Annotated in this window: 18 protein-coding genes; 9 read left to right on the forward strand and 9 right to left on the reverse strand. The window is 53.7% G+C overall.

What is annotated here, in order from left to right; all coding sequences use genetic code 11:
• Positions 1-114 precede the first annotated feature (114 nt).
• From PanJK_RS10945 to PanJK_RS10955, 3 genes are all read right to left on the reverse strand, one after another.
• Complete coding sequence (locus tag PanJK_RS10945) at positions 115-939, reverse strand: Cof-type HAD-IIB family hydrolase (protein ID WP_265299590.1); 825 nt, start codon at positions 937-939, stop codon at positions 115-117.
• A 109-nt stretch (positions 940-1048) separates the two neighbouring features.
• Positions 1049-1540 (reverse strand): RcnB family protein, encoded by a 492-nt coding sequence (locus tag PanJK_RS10950; RefSeq protein ID WP_265299592.1) that lies wholly within the window; start codon positions 1538-1540, stop codon positions 1049-1051.
• Positions 1541-2337: 797 nt separating this feature from the next.
• Positions 2338-2568, reverse strand: a complete 231-nt coding sequence (locus tag PanJK_RS10955; RefSeq protein ID WP_256695884.1) for a DUF1272 domain-containing protein — start codon at positions 2566-2568, stop codon at positions 2338-2340.
• 204 nt (positions 2569-2772) lie between these two features.
• Between PanJK_RS10955 and PanJK_RS10960 the strand changes: the two genes are divergently transcribed.
• Positions 2773-3897: an AI-2E family transporter gene (locus PanJK_RS10960; RefSeq protein WP_256695883.1), complete on the forward strand. Its 1125-nt coding sequence runs from the start codon at positions 2773-2775 to the stop codon at positions 3895-3897.
• Between the two features lie 111 nt (positions 3898-4008).
• Entirely contained in the window at positions 4009-4689 is a 681-nt protein-coding gene (locus PanJK_RS10965; RefSeq protein WP_265299597.1) for an HAD family hydrolase, read from the forward strand.
• A gap of 76 nt (positions 4690-4765) precedes the next feature.
• On the opposite strand, the gene PanJK_RS10970 is transcribed toward PanJK_RS10965, so the two are convergent.
• From PanJK_RS10970 to PanJK_RS10995, 6 genes are read right to left on the reverse strand one after another with little or no spacing between them, the layout of a single operon-like run.
• Positions 4766-5341 (reverse strand): TerD family protein, encoded by a 576-nt coding sequence (locus PanJK_RS10970; RefSeq protein ID WP_008103742.1) that lies wholly within the window; start codon positions 5339-5341, stop codon positions 4766-4768.
• A 57-nt stretch (positions 5342-5398) separates the two neighbouring features.
• Positions 5399-5977 (reverse strand): TerD family protein, encoded by a 579-nt coding sequence (locus PanJK_RS10975; RefSeq protein WP_061717414.1) that lies wholly within the window; start codon positions 5975-5977, stop codon positions 5399-5401.
• Between the two features lie 50 nt (positions 5978-6027).
• Positions 6028-7065: a TerC/Alx family metal homeostasis membrane protein gene (locus PanJK_RS10980; RefSeq protein WP_008103746.1), complete on the reverse strand. Its 1038-nt coding sequence runs from the start codon at positions 7063-7065 to the stop codon at positions 6028-6030.
• Positions 7066-7089: 24 nt separating this feature from the next.
• Positions 7090-7545, reverse strand: a complete 456-nt coding sequence (locus PanJK_RS10985) for a tellurite resistance TerB family protein (RefSeq protein ID WP_192236653.1) — start codon at positions 7543-7545, stop codon at positions 7090-7092.
• Positions 7546-7565: 20 nt separating this feature from the next.
• Positions 7566-8735, reverse strand: coding sequence for a TerD family protein (locus tag PanJK_RS10990; protein WP_265299601.1), 1170 nt, complete (start codon positions 8733-8735; stop codon positions 7566-7568).
• Positions 8735-9319 (reverse strand): TerD family protein, encoded by a 585-nt coding sequence (locus PanJK_RS10995; protein ID WP_008103751.1) that lies wholly within the window; start codon positions 9317-9319, stop codon positions 8735-8737. The genes PanJK_RS10990 and PanJK_RS10995 overlap by 1 nt, the downstream gene beginning before the upstream one ends.
• A 320-nt stretch (positions 9320-9639) precedes the next feature.
• On the opposite strand from PanJK_RS10995, the gene PanJK_RS11000 reads away from it, so the two are divergent.
• From PanJK_RS11000 to tssL, 7 genes are all read left to right on the forward strand, one after another.
• On the forward strand, positions 9640-10698 hold the full coding sequence (locus PanJK_RS11000) for an ATP-grasp domain-containing protein (RefSeq protein WP_265299605.1): 1059 nt from the start codon (positions 9640-9642) through the stop codon (positions 10696-10698).
• Between the two features lie 10 nt (positions 10699-10708).
• A complete protein-coding gene (locus tag PanJK_RS11005) occupies positions 10709-11836 on the forward strand; it encodes a phosphoribosyltransferase domain-containing protein (protein ID WP_265299607.1) in 1128 nt (375 codons plus the stop codon).
• Positions 11829-12614: a hypothetical protein gene (locus tag PanJK_RS11010; protein ID WP_265299609.1), complete on the forward strand. Its 786-nt coding sequence runs from the start codon at positions 11829-11831 to the stop codon at positions 12612-12614. Before PanJK_RS11005 ends, PanJK_RS11010 begins: the two co-directional genes overlap by 8 nt.
• Positions 12604-13683, forward strand: coding sequence for a cysteine protease StiP family protein (locus PanJK_RS11015; RefSeq protein ID WP_265299611.1), 1080 nt, complete (start codon positions 12604-12606; stop codon positions 13681-13683). The genes PanJK_RS11010 and PanJK_RS11015 overlap by 11 nt, the downstream gene beginning before the upstream one ends.
• Entirely contained in the window at positions 13683-14627 is a 945-nt protein-coding gene (locus PanJK_RS11020; RefSeq protein ID WP_265299613.1) for an HpcH/HpaI aldolase/citrate lyase family protein, read from the forward strand. The genes PanJK_RS11015 and PanJK_RS11020 overlap by 1 nt, the downstream gene beginning before the upstream one ends.
• Positions 14628-14801: 174 nt before the next feature.
• Positions 14802-15269 (forward strand): hypothetical protein, encoded by a 468-nt coding sequence (locus PanJK_RS11025; RefSeq protein WP_008103765.1) that lies wholly within the window; start codon positions 14802-14804, stop codon positions 15267-15269.
• A gap of 559 nt (positions 15270-15828) precedes the next feature.
• A complete protein-coding gene (tssL, locus tag PanJK_RS11030) occupies positions 15829-16485 on the forward strand; it encodes a type VI secretion system protein TssL, short form (protein WP_265299616.1) in 657 nt (218 codons plus the stop codon).
• Position 16486 lies beyond the last annotated feature (1 nt).

Genomic DNA, 16486 nt, shown 5'->3' on the forward strand with positions numbered 1-16486 from the left:
TCTAACCGACTGCATTAACGATTGAGATAAGAAGTGCCGCTCAGCGGCGAATTGTGCGTTCCGTCACAATCGAATATCGGCAAAGCAAAGAATAAATTCAGCTAGAAATGACAATTAAATGACAAACGGCGGTTTGCCGGCCAGCATCTGCTCAATCACCTGTAAAACGCCCTCGTCGTTATTGCTGGGTGCTTCAAAGCGGGCCGCATCTTTGACCTTCTGCGGTGCGTTCGCCATGGCAAAGCTGAAGCCAGACTGCTGCAGCATTTCGAGATCGTTACCACCATCGCCAAACACCAGAATTTCACTGCGTTCGATGCCCCAGCGTTTGCCCAGCAGATCGAGGCCGTGGCCTTTATGGTTGCCGGGCACAATCAAATCCACCGATCCGTGACCGCTGGACGTGGCCGCCGCTCCCTGATGCAGACGCTCAATGTCCGCCATCAGCGGTTCCACATAATCATCCGACAGATTCAGCGCGAACTTGAACAGCTTATCGCCCGCGACGTCATCGAGGCTGCGAATCGCCTTCAGCCGATGACAGTAGTGACGCATTTTCACCAGCCACTTTTCATCGAGGCCTTCGAAGTAGTACGCGCTGTCGCGTCCGCACAGGATGTAGCGCAGTTCGGGATAATTACCGTTGTGCAGCGTATCCAGCACTGCATCAATATCCTGGCGGGAGAACTCGCCGCAGAATAACTCTTCGTCACGATCGATAATCCACGCGCCGTTCTCCGCCACAAAGGCAATTTCGCTGGCGATCTCCGGGAAGAAGGATTTGAGTTGGTAATACTGGTTGCCGCTGGCTACCACAAACTTGATGCCGCGCTGCTTCATCTCCTGATAGCAGGCGTTAAAACGTGCGCGATTGTACTGTTTATTGTCGTCGAGAAAGGTGCCGTCTTTATCCACCGCCACCATTTTTACCACGGTCATCATCACTCCTTAACGTATCGAAAGGAAAAACGGGTCGTAGAGAGAATAACCTGGTGAGCGGATAAAGCGGAGAGAAACACGGATGGCCGAAGCCATCCGCTGGGGAAGATTAGTTGAACGCGCCGTTGAGCAGAATCGCGGTGATGATGCCAGTTGCTGCGGCCACCAGCACGTAATTGCCATCGATGTAAGCCCAATGTTCACCGCGCGGTGGCTCATACAGACCACGGTCGCGCCAGTCATCTACGCGATAGTGCGGACCCCGAAACTCCGGCGGTGCCGGATAGCCGCGACGGAAGTCATGGCCGCCCCAGGCAAAGCGGTCGCCGCCACGATGTCCTTCCGGCATCCGATGGTCAGCGTAATGGTCGTGACGATCCGGGCCAGGTCCGCGATCGTGATCGTGGCCACGGTCGTGATGATCACCGCGATCCGGTCCGCGGTCGCCGCCACGATCCGGGCCGCGTCCATGGTCCTGATGCTGGTCGCCGCCGTGCGACTGCCAGCGCTGGTCACCTGGGCCGTCTGCCCAAGAGACGCTAGAAAACAGTGTGCTGCATGCAATAAATGACGCAATAAGACTTAGTGTTGTTTTTTTCATGGTGTTGCCTCCAGGGATAACGGCGGTTGCTGTGCCGTTGAGCATTACTATTGATTAAATGGAGACAGAAAAGCATTTCCAAAACTCTTAAAAACCGGATACTTACAGGAAATTACGTCAAATTATCACTTTCTTAACGATTGTGTATTTTCTGACATTAACTGGATCGAACGCACGCATGCGCGTTTATTGGAGAGAAAGCGGGGAATATAAAGAAAAACCCGATCGCAAGGATCGGGAGGATAATTCAATTTCCATAAATTGCATAAAGGGGTAAACCCTGCAAAAGTGAGGGTAAAACTGAAGCACACAACGCCACATCACTAGCATTGCCAGCAAACAATACCATTTAAAATTGAAAACTTCTTTTGAAAAGGACTATTTTTCAGAAAAATACGCAAAAATTAAATGACAGAAAAAATATTATTTTAGGAACGTTGTTTCAGGATAAATAAGGTCTGTGCTCTGACCAGATTCGGCAAAGACAGAATAACAAGGCATTAAAGCAGCTAATCCATGCTATCAAGAATGGTGGATATCCCTTTAAAAACAACACCATTAACTTCTTAAACCTTTTAAATATCAGCACGCCGCACGCGCAACCCGATGAGTATTTAACAATCACTGCTCCTTATTAGGCCCCAATTGTTTATAACCAACATTAATACACGGCGGTGATTACTATCGTGCTCAAAATTCCCCTACTTTCGTCACGTTTAAATATCACGAGGCAGCCTGATAAACTATTTAGGGTAAACGTTTACATGGGCAGAATATTCGTTTGCACGCTCACTATCTCATGACGAAGATAAATGGCGCGTTGAGGACGCCGGATGACGCGCTAACGCCGCAGCAGGACGAATCGGTCGACGCACCAGTTCACCGCTGCAATTAGGGCAGCGCTGCGCCAGCGCGCCTTCCGCGCAGGCAACGCAGAAGGTGCATTCAAACGAACAGATGCGCGCATCAAGTGACTCCGGCGGCAGATCTTTATCGCAGCATTCGCAGTTAGGACGTAGTTCCAGCATGATTTCCTCCGGTGAGTTTCAGCCACCATCATCACCGTAATAATGCCGCTGCACCAGCCAGTGAACAGACATCAGACGGACAAATCGGGACATCGTTGGTCTGCGCTTGTCAGGCGCTTAAGCGAACCATCTGCCCTAAAAACATTACATTCCCCGCTAGGCGTTCTATAGTTCAATCGCCTTATCTACTAACGAGACACTGTAATGCGTATTAAAGGACTTAATTTAGGCTTCTTTATCGTGATTTTGGCGCTTGTCACCTACGCCTTTTTTGATGTGCTGACACCGTATTTTTCTGCCATTTTCTGGGCCGCGATTCTGGCGGTGATCTTCCATCCGCTGAAGTCGCTGTTGCGTCGTAAAATGGGCGATCGTAACGGTTTGGCTGCGTTTGCCACGCTGCTGATTATCTGCCTGATTGTGTTCACGCCGCTGGCGCTGATCACCTCTTCGATGGTGGTTGAAGTCAACACGGTGTACACCAAGCTGCAGAACAACTCTGCACAGTTCCCGGCGGTGTTTGCCGATCTGCTGCAGCATCTGCCTTCGTGGGCGCGTAACTATCTCGCCGATAACAACCTGAACAACGCGCAGGAGATTCAGCAGAAGCTCTCTGGTTTTGCGCTGAAAGGCGGCCAGTACATGGCGGGCAGCGTGTTCCTGATCGGCAAAGGGACCTTCACCTTTACCGTTGGCTTTGGCGTGATGCTCTATCTGCTGTTCTTCCTATTGAAAGATGGCGCCTGGCTGGTGAATTTGATTCTGGAAGCGCTGCCGCTTTCAACCTACGTGAAACATCACCTGATGATGAAGTTCGCAGCGGTCTCACGTGCCACAGTTAAAGGCACGGTGGTGGTTGCAGTGGTGCAAGGTGTACTGGGTGGCATCGCCTTCTGGATCACCGGCATCGACGGCAGTTTGCTGTGGGGCACCTTGATGGCATTCCTGTCGCTGATTCCGGCGGTCGGTTCCGCGATTGTTTGGGTCCCGGCAACCATCTTCTTCTTCGCCACCAGCGCCATCTGGAAAGCCCTGTTCCTGATTGGCTTCTTCGTGGTGGTGGTTGGCCTGGTGGATAACATCCTGCGTCCGCTGCTGGTCGGTAAAGACACCAAAATGCCGGACTATCTGATCCTGATCTCCACGCTGGGCGGCATGGAAGTGTATGGCATCAACGGCTTTGTCATTGGTCCGCTGATCGCCGCGCTGTTTATTGCCTGCTGGAATCTGCTTTCCGGTCGCGATAACCGCGAGAACTCAGAAGAGATCGACGAAGAGTTTATCGAAGAGGGTAAAACCCGCGAAGAAGAGGGCAAAATCCGCGAGTAAGCGTTTCAAACGGCTACCGTTTATCGGTAGCCGCATTCCCACATGAGAATATCGTCCCGCCATTTGCTATCATCGTTGCATTGATTACGGCTTGCGACAAAAGAGAACAACATGTCCATGGAATCCTCCTTAGCGCGTGAAAATCAGGTTCTGTCAGTCTTCGATTTCGACGGCACGCTGACCATTCACGACAGCTTTATCCCCTTTCTGCGCTTCAGCTTTGGCAAACGTGCGTTCGCACGCAAAATTGCCCGACTGGCACTGCCAACGCTGCGCTGCATGCGTAAAAAGCTCACGCGTGATGAGTTAAAAGAAGTGTTGATTCACACTTTTTTAACCGGCGTGGAGGAGCAATGGATTCGCCAGCAGGCGCAACTGTTCTGCGCGGCCAACTGGAACAAGTTGATGCGTCCAGCCGGACTGTTAGCGGTTGCCGCTGAAGTGAACTCCAGCGCGGAAGTGACCATCTGTTCCGCCTCGCCTGCGATGGTATTAGAACCGTTCGCCGAGCGTCTGGGCATCAACCTGATCGGCACCCAATTAGAAGTGGTGGACGGCATTCTTACCGGAAAGATTACCGGTCATAACTGCCGCTGCGGGCAAAAGGTTAAGCGACTGGAAAGCGTCTACGGCCCGCTGCATAACTATCACCTGCGCGCCTGGGGCGATACGCGCGGTGATTTTGAATTACTGGCCGCCGCTCAGGATCCACACTGGCGTCATTTCCATCCAACCTGGAAAAAACGCCGCGTACCGACGGAAAAACTCCGCATGCTGCGTCTGGATCCGTAGGGTCGCCATTCATGGCGACCAATTTAAATAGTAAAAAGCCCCGGACCAGCCGGGGCTTTGTTAGCAATGCTTTAAATCAGACGCTCACGCCGTGCTGAGAAGCCAGCGCCGACAGGCCGCCTGCGAAGCCCTGACCAACCGCTTTGAATTTCCACTCAGCACCGTTGCGATACAGCTCACCGAACACCATCGCGGTTTCAGTAGACGCATCTTCAGACAGGTCGAAACGGGCGATTTCAGCGCCGTTGTCATTGTTGAAGATACGCATGAAGCTGTTGCTCACCATGCCAAAGTTCTGCTTACGCGCTTCTGCATCATAAATGGTGACCGCAAAGACCAGCTTTTTCACGTCAGCCGGTACTTTAGACAGGGTAATTTTTACCTGCTCGTCATCGCCATCGCCGGCACCGGTGCGGTTATCGCCCTGATGCTCAACGGAACCACAAGCGCTCTGCTTGTTGTTGAAGAAGATGAAGCTGGCATCGCTCAGCACTTTACCGTCGTCACCGACCATAAACACTGACGCATCGAGGTCGAAGTCCTGACCATCTGTTACACGTGCATCCCAACCCAGACCCGCCATGGCAACATTCATGGTTGGTGCTTCTTTAGTCAGGGAAACGTTACCGCCTTTTACCAGAGAAACTGCCATTTTAAAGCTCCTGCTTTTAATTGGATGATGCGGGCAGCACGTGGCTGCCCGTGTTAATTAAGATGCGTTGATGCCGTACTGAGCACACACCGAGGCGAGGCCGCCGGCATACCCCTGGCCTACCGCGCGGAATTTCCACTCGGTACCGTTACGGTACAGCTCACCAAACAGCATCGCGGTTTCGGTGGAGGCATCTTCGGTCAAATCGTAACGCGCCACTTCACTGCGATCGTCATCGTTCACCAGGCGGATAAACGCGCCGGAAACCTGACCAAAGCTCTGACGACGGGTCTGCGCATCATGGATGGTAACCACAAACACGATCTTGTCGACGTCGGCTGGAATCAGGTCCAGTTTGATTTTCAGCGATTCATCATCGCCATCGCCGGCACCGGTACGGTTGTCACCGGTGTGCGAAACAGAACCGTCGGAAGAGACCAGGTTGTTATAGAAAATGAAGTCAGCATCGCCACGGACTTTGCCGCTGGCGGACAGCAAGAACGCTGACGCATCAAGGTCAAAGTCCTGACCATCGGTGGAACGTGCATCCCAGCCAAGGCCAACGAGGACGTTTTTCATGGTTGGTGCCGCTTTGCTCAGCGAAACGTTACCGCCTTTAGAAAGAGAAACGCTCATTGTAATTACCTCTTGGTTAATGATTTTTCAGACACATTACGGGCAGAAGATCAGCTCTCTTCTTTTTCCTCGGGTTTACCGGGGAACATCACGCTGAGTACGATACCGACAGCCAACACGCCGAGTACCACAAACAGGCTGGCGCTAGCAGAGATGCTGTAGCCGTGATGCCAGATATGATCGGTAGCATTCAGACCCAGTTTCACCGCGATGAAGAACAGCAGCACGATAACGGCTTTCTCGAGGTGAACCAGATACTGTTTCAATGCTTCAAGTACGAAGTACAGCGTACGCAAGCCGAGGATGGCGAACATCATGGCGCTATAGACGATCAGCGGTTCACGGCTTACTGCGATAATCGCCGGCACGGAGTCAAAGGCGAACATCACGTCAGAGAGTTCAACCACCGCCACACACAGCATCAACGGCGTGGCATACAGCGCCGCTTTCTTGCCGCGACCAATCGCTACGTCTTTGTTTTCTGGCTTCTGCAGCTCTTCATCAACTTCCTTCTGATTCAGCAGGAAGGCGTTACCGCGCATTTTTGGCCAGATTGGGAAGAAGCGCTTCACCATGCGATAGGCAAGGTGCTGCGAGTAATCTTCGATCTCGTCGCTGTCGTCCCCGCTTTTCAGCATCATCACCGCCGTCCACGCTACGATCAGCGCAAACACGATTTCGACGTACGGACCGAGGCTCAGCAAGCCGGTACCGATGGCCACGAAGATGCCACGGAAGACGATGGCACCGATGATGCCCCAATAGAGCACGCGGTGACGGTAGCGGTCCGGAACAGCAAACCACGAGAAGATCGCCATCATGACGAACAGGTTATCGACGGAGAGCACTTTCTCCAGCGCGTAACCGGTGACGAACAGGCTGGCAACTTCAGCGCCGTGATGAATATAGAGGAAGCCGGCGAAACCCATCGCCACCGCCACCCAGAACACCGACCACAGCGCCGCGCTTTTCAGCGAAATCGGCTTGTCGCCGCGGTGCATGAACAGGTCGATAAAAATAGCGCCCACCGACAGCGCGATGAAAACCGCGACTGTTTCAGTTGGGAAGCCAATGTGCGTAGACACCATGATGAACCCTTAAAAGATAAAAAATTACAGACCAAATATTGCTGGATCAAAGCCCAAAGCGACGGCTATTTCGCGCACCGCTTTCTGCTCGTCAGCATCAAAATCACCATCACTCTTACCGACAGCAATACCTACGCGGATCGCCAACTGTGCGGCTTCCGGCTGATCTTTCAACGCCATGATGTGCTTCATGGTTTCGCCCTTGCCGATTTCCAGATCGAAATCAAAGCTGCTCACCAGCTTGTTGAAGAACTCAATCACTTCATTGGTATCAAAGACTTTCAACTCTTCGGAGGCGCGCAGAAAACCGATCATCTTCTGCTTCTCTTCCGCGCTCACGCCGCCGTCTGCGACCGCAATGCGTGCGCAAACCGCCACCGTACCTTGCATAAATTTCTTATTTTTAAAGCGGCTAACCTGTTTGGTTAATTCATCGCGGCCGGAATTAAATGCGCCTTTAACCTTGTTGAAAAAGCTCATAGTGAATCCTCTGTCTGAAATTATTTGGAACCGGCTCGCCAGTTGAATCCCCAACCGAAAGCTTTATCCATATCGGAATGCCCGTTAAAGAACTGATTGATACGCTCGACGCGGATACTGCCGTTCTCATTGACCAGGCGAGCAATCGCACACATGTTGCGGCGATTCTCTCCTTCCGTCATACGCGTTTCAATCGGTGGCTGGTCTGGAATGTGCAGCGTCACTACGCCATCCGTTTTGTCCCAGCTCGCCGCACCTTGATAGATGAAGGCGAAAACCAACACTTCGCGAATCTGACTCCATTCGCGACCGTTGATGTGCAGCCATTCGCCATCGGTCACTTCGCCGGTGCGATCGTCGCCCTGCAAGTGTACGAAAGGTTTGGCATGCATGGCGCCAAAATTGCCGCCCAGCGCCTGAATCACACCACGCGAGCCGTCTTGCAGCTCAACGAAGGCACCGAGATCGAGATCCACGCCCTTGTTGCCGCCGAACAATCCGCGCAATCCGCCGCCACCGCTATTCGTTTCACGGTGCCAGTTTAGATTGATGCGGATCTCACCGAAGTTATCGCGCTTGGTCAGGCTGATGGCAGGCTTCTCTTTGGTGAGAGAAACTTTGCTCAGATTGATTTTTGCTGGCGCCGGCGTCGGTGCCGCCTGTGGTGCAGGTGCAGGCGTTGATGCAGGCGCAGGTTCCGCTATATCCACACCAAAATGTTCCGCCAGCGGCTGCAAGCCGCCGTTGAAACCCTGCGCAATAAAGCGGAATTTCCACTCATTGTTGCGACGATAAAGTTCGCCGAGGATCAATGCCGCTTCCTGACGTCCCACCAGCTCCACGTTACCGCTCAGCAGCACGTTGCCGCCCTGCTCCACCTGAATCGCCAGACGTTGCAAGCCCGATACGTTGCGGCCGCCGTCACAGGTGACGGTGAAGGCCACTTTCTGCACGTCGGGGCGCAAGCGAGTGAGATCGACAGAAAAGGCGGAGTTGTGCCCTTCGCTTTTCAGGCTGATGGTACGGTCATCGTTATCCGGCTGACCATAGAACACCATATCGGCATCGCCATTCACTTTGCCGCTGGCGAACAGACGAAAGGCGGAAGCATCAACGGCGGCGCCAGCGAGCACGCGCACCGTCAGCAGATTTGCAGGAACGGGAGCATTGCTCCCCGGCGTCATATTCATTAGCGCACCACTGCGGCAACGATGTCGTTTTGCATCGCATCGATGGTACGACCGGCGCTCGCGCGGCCATGCGCCGTGAAGTCCCACAATCCGCCGTTGCGGTGCAGCGAAGCAATCACGATGCCGGTATGGCTACCTTGCTCAGTCAGCTCATAGCGCGCCAGCTCTTTGCCGTTTTGATCAACCACGCGGCAGAAGGCATTTTCCACTTCGTTGAATGTTTGGCCCTGGAAGCTGTTCACGGTAAACGCCAGATACTCAACGTTGGCGGGCAGACGTGACAACTCGACGTTGATCACTTCATCGTCGCCATCGCCTTCGCCGGTACGGTTATCGCCGCTGTGTTTCACCGCACCACATTTGGAGGTTAATGCGCGGAACCAGATGGTATCAATGGCATTACCGGATTGATCCAATAATACGCAGCTGGCATCGAGATCGATGGAATCTCCGCCGCCGCCAAATAGCTTGCCTAACAAGCCTTTCTTTTTAATTGGATCCCAGCCTAAGCCGAAATGTAATTTATTCAGCGAAGCGGTTTGTTTGCTGAGTGAGACCGTCTGATTCTTGCTTAATGAAACCATGTCATAATTCCTTCAAACAGGTTTGAAAAGGGTTTTGTTTTTGCATCAAATTCCATGAGGGCGAAATCATATCATGATGATATTCATGTTCAGCATTAATTTTCACAGCAATTTTATGAAACACAATAAAGCGTTGCAGAAGAACAACTTAAGAGAATCCAACCCAAAGAGACAACACACTAAACATGACAATTCTTTACATTAAAATTCATAAGGTTACGTTAGGGTAAAAAATCATATTATGATTGACTCGTTTCGAGGTGAGAAATAAACTCGCCAGTCATAACCCAGCCACCAGCCTCTTGCGGAAATAATTAGAAATGTCTTACAAAATTTGGCTAATGGAAGGTTTATCCTCCCAACGCGATATAATTAATGGCATTAAATCTACAGCTAAAAAACATAATTACAACGTGTCGATTTATGCATCACATCGCCAATCGCGTAATGAAATACTTTCTCTGGCGGATCATGCATTAATTGAACCTAATGATATTAATCAGCGCCTCGAATTTATTCTTTCTACAGTAAAAAAATACGCCATTCAGGCGATCCATACCGGTCGACATGCGCATTGGTTTGAAGCCCATCGCGCCGCTATCGAAGCCAGCGGTACGCGCTTAACCACCGGCGCACGCGATGTCGCGATGCTGGATCTGGCCGATGACAAAGTCGCGTTTGCCCACCATATGAAAAGCCTGAATTTGCCGGTGGTGCCTTCACTGCGCATTGATTCACCCGTACAGTTGCGCGAGTTGATCGCCCGCAAACCCTTTGGCGATTTGCCGCTGTGCGTTAAGCCGGTTACCGGTATTTATGGCATGGGATTCTGGCAGTTTGATGAAAGCGTCTCGCCGATGGCGGCGTTTACCCATCCGGATGCGCGCCGGGTGAAAGCCGAATATTACTTACAGGCGTTGGAAGCCGCCGACAGCATGGAACCGCTGGTGCTGATGCCGTATCTGCCGGGCCCGGAATACTCGGTTGATATGCTGGCGGAAAACGGCAAGGTACTGGCCGCCGTGGCGCGCCGCAAAGAAGGTGCGCTGCAGTATCTGGAGAACAGCGGCGAAGCCTTTGAGCTGGCGCAAGCCTGCGCCGCCGCGATGGGCGCAGATGGATTGATTAACGTGCAGACGCGCAATGATGCCAGCGGCAAACCGCTATTACTGGAGATCAATATGCGCCCTTCCGGCGGCATTGGTTACACCCGTTTCAGCGGCGTAAATCTTCCCGGCTTGTTTGCCCTGCGCCAGCTAGGCTTGATCAGTCAGCAGCAGGTGATCGACGATGCCCGCCGCGACTTCACGCCAGCAACCGTCCGCGCGCTGAGCGACGTGGTGGCGTACAACCCCGTCCTGTCCAACCAGGTTCAATGAGGAATTATCCATGACCACACTTTGGAGCAGGACGCTTTCATGCGGCACGCTGAGTGTCACGCCAACCGGCGGCATCAGCGCCATCGACGATCTGTTTGAGATCGCCGAGCGCCGCAATCCCAAGCGCGCTTTTCTGTTCGTCAGTAAAGTACTTGGCCGCCACATTCCGGTCGCGCCGGAGAAAATGCGCGCCGTTTATCGCCAGCTGGCTGAACAGTTTCCGCCGCTTTCTGACGGTCCGGTACTGTTTATCGGCATGGCCGAAACCGCCGTTGGCCTGGGCGCAGGCGTATTTGATGAAGTGCGCCAGCGCGTGAGCGAACCGGTGTATCTCACCTCGACGCGCCATCCGCAGCAGGCGGATTTGCTGTGCGAGTTTAAAGAGAATCACAGCCACGCTACCGATCACCTGATCTATCTGCCCGACGATGCGCAGCTGCGCCAGCGCGTGCTTAACGCGCGCACGCTGGTGATGATTGATGACGAAGCGACCACCGGCAACACCTTCATTAACCTGCTCGACGCGCTGCGCAACGACGGCGGCTTAAAACAGATCGAGCAGGTTATCGCCGTTACGCTCACCGACTGGAGCGGCGATGCGCTACCCGCGCGCTGTCCGGTGCCGGTGCGCAGCGTGTCGCTGGTGCAAGGCGACTGGCACTGGCAGCAGGATCCTGACGCCGCGCTACCGCCGATGCCCGCGGTGGCGCTCAACGATGCCGCCACCGTGCCAATCACCGGCAAACAAAGCTGGGGCCGACTCGGCATGGAAGCGCCAGCGAGCGATTTTGGCCGTGCGATTCAGGCGCAGCCGGGAGAAAAAATCCTCGTGCTCGGCAGCAGCGAATTTGTCTGGGAACCCTTCCTGCTGGCCGAACGCCTGGCAGCACAAGGCGCCGAGGTGAAATACAGCTCCACCACGCGCTCGCCGATCGCTGCTGGATTTGCCATCGAATCGGCTATCGCCTTCGGTGATAACTACGGTCTCGGCATCGCCAACTTCGTTTACAACGTGGCGCATCAGCAGTTTGACCGCATTTTGCTGTGCATCGAAACGCCGATCGACAGCGTGGATCCGCTGTTAACCACGGCACTGGCCAGGGTAGCGCCGCAGGTGGAGGTGATCAGCTATGAATAAACCGGTAATTTTTTCCGACCTCGACGACACGCTATTTCAGACGCGCCGCAAAATGGTGGACGAGCTGGATCTCGAGCCGTTCCGCACCGGCGCGCTCGATCTCAGCCTGCAGCCGCGCAGCTTTATGACCGAAGAGCAGTCGATGCTGGTCGACTGGATGATCGAGCAGGCCGATTTGATCCCGGTCACCGCACGCGGCACCGAAGAGATCGCGCGCGTGCAGATCCCATTCCGTTCGTGGGCGGTGACCACGCATGGCGCGGTAATCCTCAATCCGCAAGGTGAGGAAGATGCCGCATGGCGCGCGCACATGCTGGAAAAACTGACGCCGTACGGCCCGGCGCTGCTCTCAATGCAGCAGGCGATCACCGACCTGATGTCAGAGCGTGACATCAACGGCTGGGCGCGCATTAACTATGAATATGGCGTCACGCCGATCTATCTGGTGATGAAGCACCGCGACAGCACGCGCCTCGAGGAGCTTTACGCCATCGCCGATGAAATCGAGCAACGCTTCCCCACCGCCGGCTATTACATCCATCGCAACAGCAACAACGTCGCGTGGCTGCCGAACGTGGTGGAAAAAGGCTTAGCCGTCAGCTACCTGCTGGAAAAATTACGCAGCGAGCGCGGCGTTTTCCCGGTGATTGGCCTCGGCGACAGCCTCAGCGATCATCGCTTTATGAAGCTGTGCAGCTGGTACGGCATTCCGCGTCAAAGCCAGTTTGCCGAACGCATCAACCAATCCCTATTCGGAGAACAATCAGATGGTGAATAACCTGCCTTTCTCTGGATCGTACCAAGCCGGCGACGTCGAATTCCTGCTCAAGCCGGTCGAGATCGACATGACGCCGGTGGAGCAAAAAGAGCAGCTGATCCAATCCGGCGCGCGCCACTATTCCGAGATGTTGAGCCAGGAACCGGAACCGACGCGCTGGCACCTTGAGCTGTTTTCCCGCGCGCTTGACGCAGGTGCCGGACGCCTGGCGAAAGAAGTCACCATGCTGGCGCGGACGCTGGTACACCAGTTTGGCGACATGCCGATTGTGCTAGTAAGCCTGGTACGCGCGGGTGTGCCGCTCGGCGTGATGCTGCAACAGGCGCTGCGCGCGATGGGCCGCGAATCGTACCATTACGGCATCAGCATCATCCGCGATCGCGGGATTGATGAGGCTGCGCTGGAGATCATCGAAGCGCGCCACGGCACCGCAGGCATTGTGTTCGTTGATGGCTGGACCGGCAAAGGCGCCATCACCGGCGAGCTGATTCGCAGCCTCGAACATCGTCCTGGCTATCCGGCGCAACCGCTCTTAGTGGTGCTGGCCGATCCTTGCGGTCGGGCGTGGCTTTCGGCCAGCGATGATGACTGGCTGATCCCGTTTGGTATTATGGGCGCGCCGGTTTCAGGATTGATCTCGCGCTCGTTGTGGTCTGAAGCGGGCTTGCACGGCTGCGTGCAGTGCGACCATCTGGCGCAATACGATTGCAGCCAGCAGCTGGTGAACACCGTGGCGGAATATGCGCGATCGCTGGATGTCAGCGCCCTGCCCGCGTGCCAGCAGGATCCGCAACATCAACAGCAGCTGGTGGCGCAAAGTGAAGCGGTGATCGCCATGCTGGCGGCGCGTTATCAGGTGAACAGCATCAACCGCATTAAGCCGGGTATCGCCGAAGCCACGCGCGCCGTGCTGCGTCGCGTGCCGGATCAGGTGCTGGTCCGTTCGGTGGACGATCCTGACGTGGCGTTGCTGGTCTATCTTGCCCAACAAAAAGGGCTGACCATCACAGAAGCGGGTGCCGACCTTGGGCAATACCGCGCCGTGACGATAATCAAAAAGGTGCTGTGATGAACAGCCGACTCTCTCCGTGGCGTTTGGGCGCGACGCTGTATATGCCGGCGGTGCGCAGCGATATCGTCGATGCCATTCTGCACAACAAAATCAGTGGCCTGCGCTCGCTGGTGATCTGCCTGGAAGATGCGGTCAGTGATGCGGATTTGCCGCAGGCGCTGCACAATCTCCAGCAAATCCTGCAGGTGTTGAATGCCGAACAGCGCGCCAATGGCAACACGCAGTGGCCGCTGGTGTTTATCCGTCCACGTAACAGCGAGATGGGCGCGTGGCTGGTGGAAAACCTCAACCTCAGCGCGATAGACGGCTTTGTGTTGCCGAAATTCACCGCCGACTCCATGCCGCTGTGGTGGCAGATTCTCGAACCGAGCCATCTGTGCATGATGCCGACGCTGGAAACCGAAGAGGTGTTCGACGTGGTGGCAATGCGCGAGCTGGCCCTCACGCTGCAAAACCATGCTTGCCGCGAGCGCGTGATCGCCCTGCGCATCGGCGGTAACGACTTGATGAATGTGCTGTCTTTGCGTCGCTCGCGCCACTTCACGCTGTATGACAGCCCGATGGGTTACACCATTAAAATGCTGGTGGCGGTGTTCGCGTCGCGGGATTTTGCGCTGACCGCACCGGTGTGCGAGCACATCGACGATCAACAGATTATGGATCAGGAACTGGCGCAGGATATCGCGCACGGCTTAGTGGGCAAAACCGCCATTCACCCGAGCCAGATTGGCAAGATTCAGGACATGCTGATGGTTTCCGCCAGCGATCAGGCGGATGCCTTCCGCATCCTCAACTCAAGCCAGGCGGTATTTAAATCGCAGGGCGCGATGTGTGAACCGGCGACGCATCGCCGCTGGGCCGCCGCTATTCTGGCCCGCGCGCAGGAATACGGCATCGCACCCGATGCTCGCGCTGACGGCGCATTGATGTTGGTAACCTGACAAACCCGTCGGGTGGGCATTCATGCCCACCGCGTTACCACCAAACCAAAAACCAAACGCAGGAATTTTCTGACCCTATTTACCTGATATTTAAATACCCTCTGATACTGTCGAAAACCGTTTGCCAGGAGGGCGATACAGACCATTGATCATTAACGCAGGCCTCAATCGACCATGCAACTCAGTACCCGACAGACACGCGTATTCATGCTCGCCTCACTGCTCAGCAGCGGCAAACCGGTCGCATCCAGCCGCATTCTCGCCTCGCTCGACTGCTCCGAACCCACGCTGACGCGCGCGCTAAAAGAGCTACGTGAATCCTGGTCTGCGGAGATCAAATACAGCCGCCTCACCCACTGCTACCAATTGACCGAACCCGGCAAGCTGGATAAGAAAAGCCTGCGCCATATTAATGAAGCCCTCAAACTCAATGCCGAACTGCAACAAAGCGAAACCGTCAGCCGGGTATTTCTGGATAAAGAGAAAAAGAAAGCGGTGTCGCTGTCGTTGCGCATGTCTGTTTTGAGGAAGATCGACCAGGTTGTAAGACTGAGTGAAACGACAAGAAGTGATGCGGTGGAGATGCTGGTTGAAAGCGGGTTGGATGAGTTGATTGAGAGGTTGATGCTTAAAAAGAACTAATTCAAACGGCAGTAATATTTATCAGTGGTTCAATGGCGTTTATTGCCGCGATGATTTCCAGCTAACTTCAGCGATGCAAACCTGCCTCAACCCCTTAAATGATTAATGGACCTCATCGACCTGGACAATGTCCCCTAACCTCCCAAAACTGTTAGCGTAATCACGTTTCATCGATCGTTATTTTCATCATTAGCATTCACATCATTGCACCGCATGATTACTTACACAGAACAGCGCCCCTTCGTTATTAATTATAAATAAATCAATACTTAAAATAAAAACTCGCAGTAACCGAATCGCGTTAAGGCTCTTTTTAATATCGAGTGTAAAACCTGGTAGATAATTGGAATCTTGTTTCACAAACTCAAATTGTCAGTTTGATCAACTATCACTCAATGTAATATCATCAGTACCGTTTAAATGTAGAGGCCGTTCTTCTAAGGCAGATAGTCCACCTTTGGTCGGCTAAGTAAGCAGCGTGGCAATAACAACTCCCCAATTGAAATCGGTAATTGGGTTAATGGATTAACAATGTTCAGGCGTTACCAGGAAGGTACCCATGACGTTTTCACAACACAATATTACAGCCAATACTCTCGATGCGCTGATGCAGGATACCTGGCTATTAGCGCTCGCGGTCCGCAATGGGCAATCGATCACGATTGATGATGCGCTCTACCAGCGTTGCTTCAATATGATTCAACAGGTTCAGGATCAACTCACTACAGCGGGAGCACCAGCTTCTCTCTGCGAAGAGATCAAATTTGTGCACTGCGTGTTTCTCGACGAACTGATCATGACCATTCCTGAAACTGATATCTCTGCCTGGTGGAAACGCACACCTTTGCAGGGACACTTTCTCGGGCACCTCAATGGTGGTGAGCATTTCTACGAACGCATCCAAAAACTGCTTCGTGAACCTGAAGCAGCTGAAGCCGCCGTTAGCTGTTACTACAGAATGCTGCATTTTGGTTATGCCGGGAAATACCGAACGGAAGACGATGAGGAGCGCCAGTCGCTAATGCAGCAGCTAAAAGCGCGGTTGCCGAAACAGATTGGCTCTGCCGACTCAGCAATAATTATCCAGCGCTCAAAGCATAAAACATTTTTCTGGCAACGCTCTCCCTGGCTTATTCGCAGCAGTGTGCTGGTTGCCATTATTGTCGCCACTTTCATCATGAAAGGTCATCTGCAATATCTGTTAGTCAAAGGGTAGG

It is taken from the genome of Pantoea sp. JK (assembly GCF_026130245.1).
GTDB lineage: Bacteria > Pseudomonadota > Gammaproteobacteria > Enterobacterales > Enterobacteriaceae > Pantoea > Pantoea trifolii.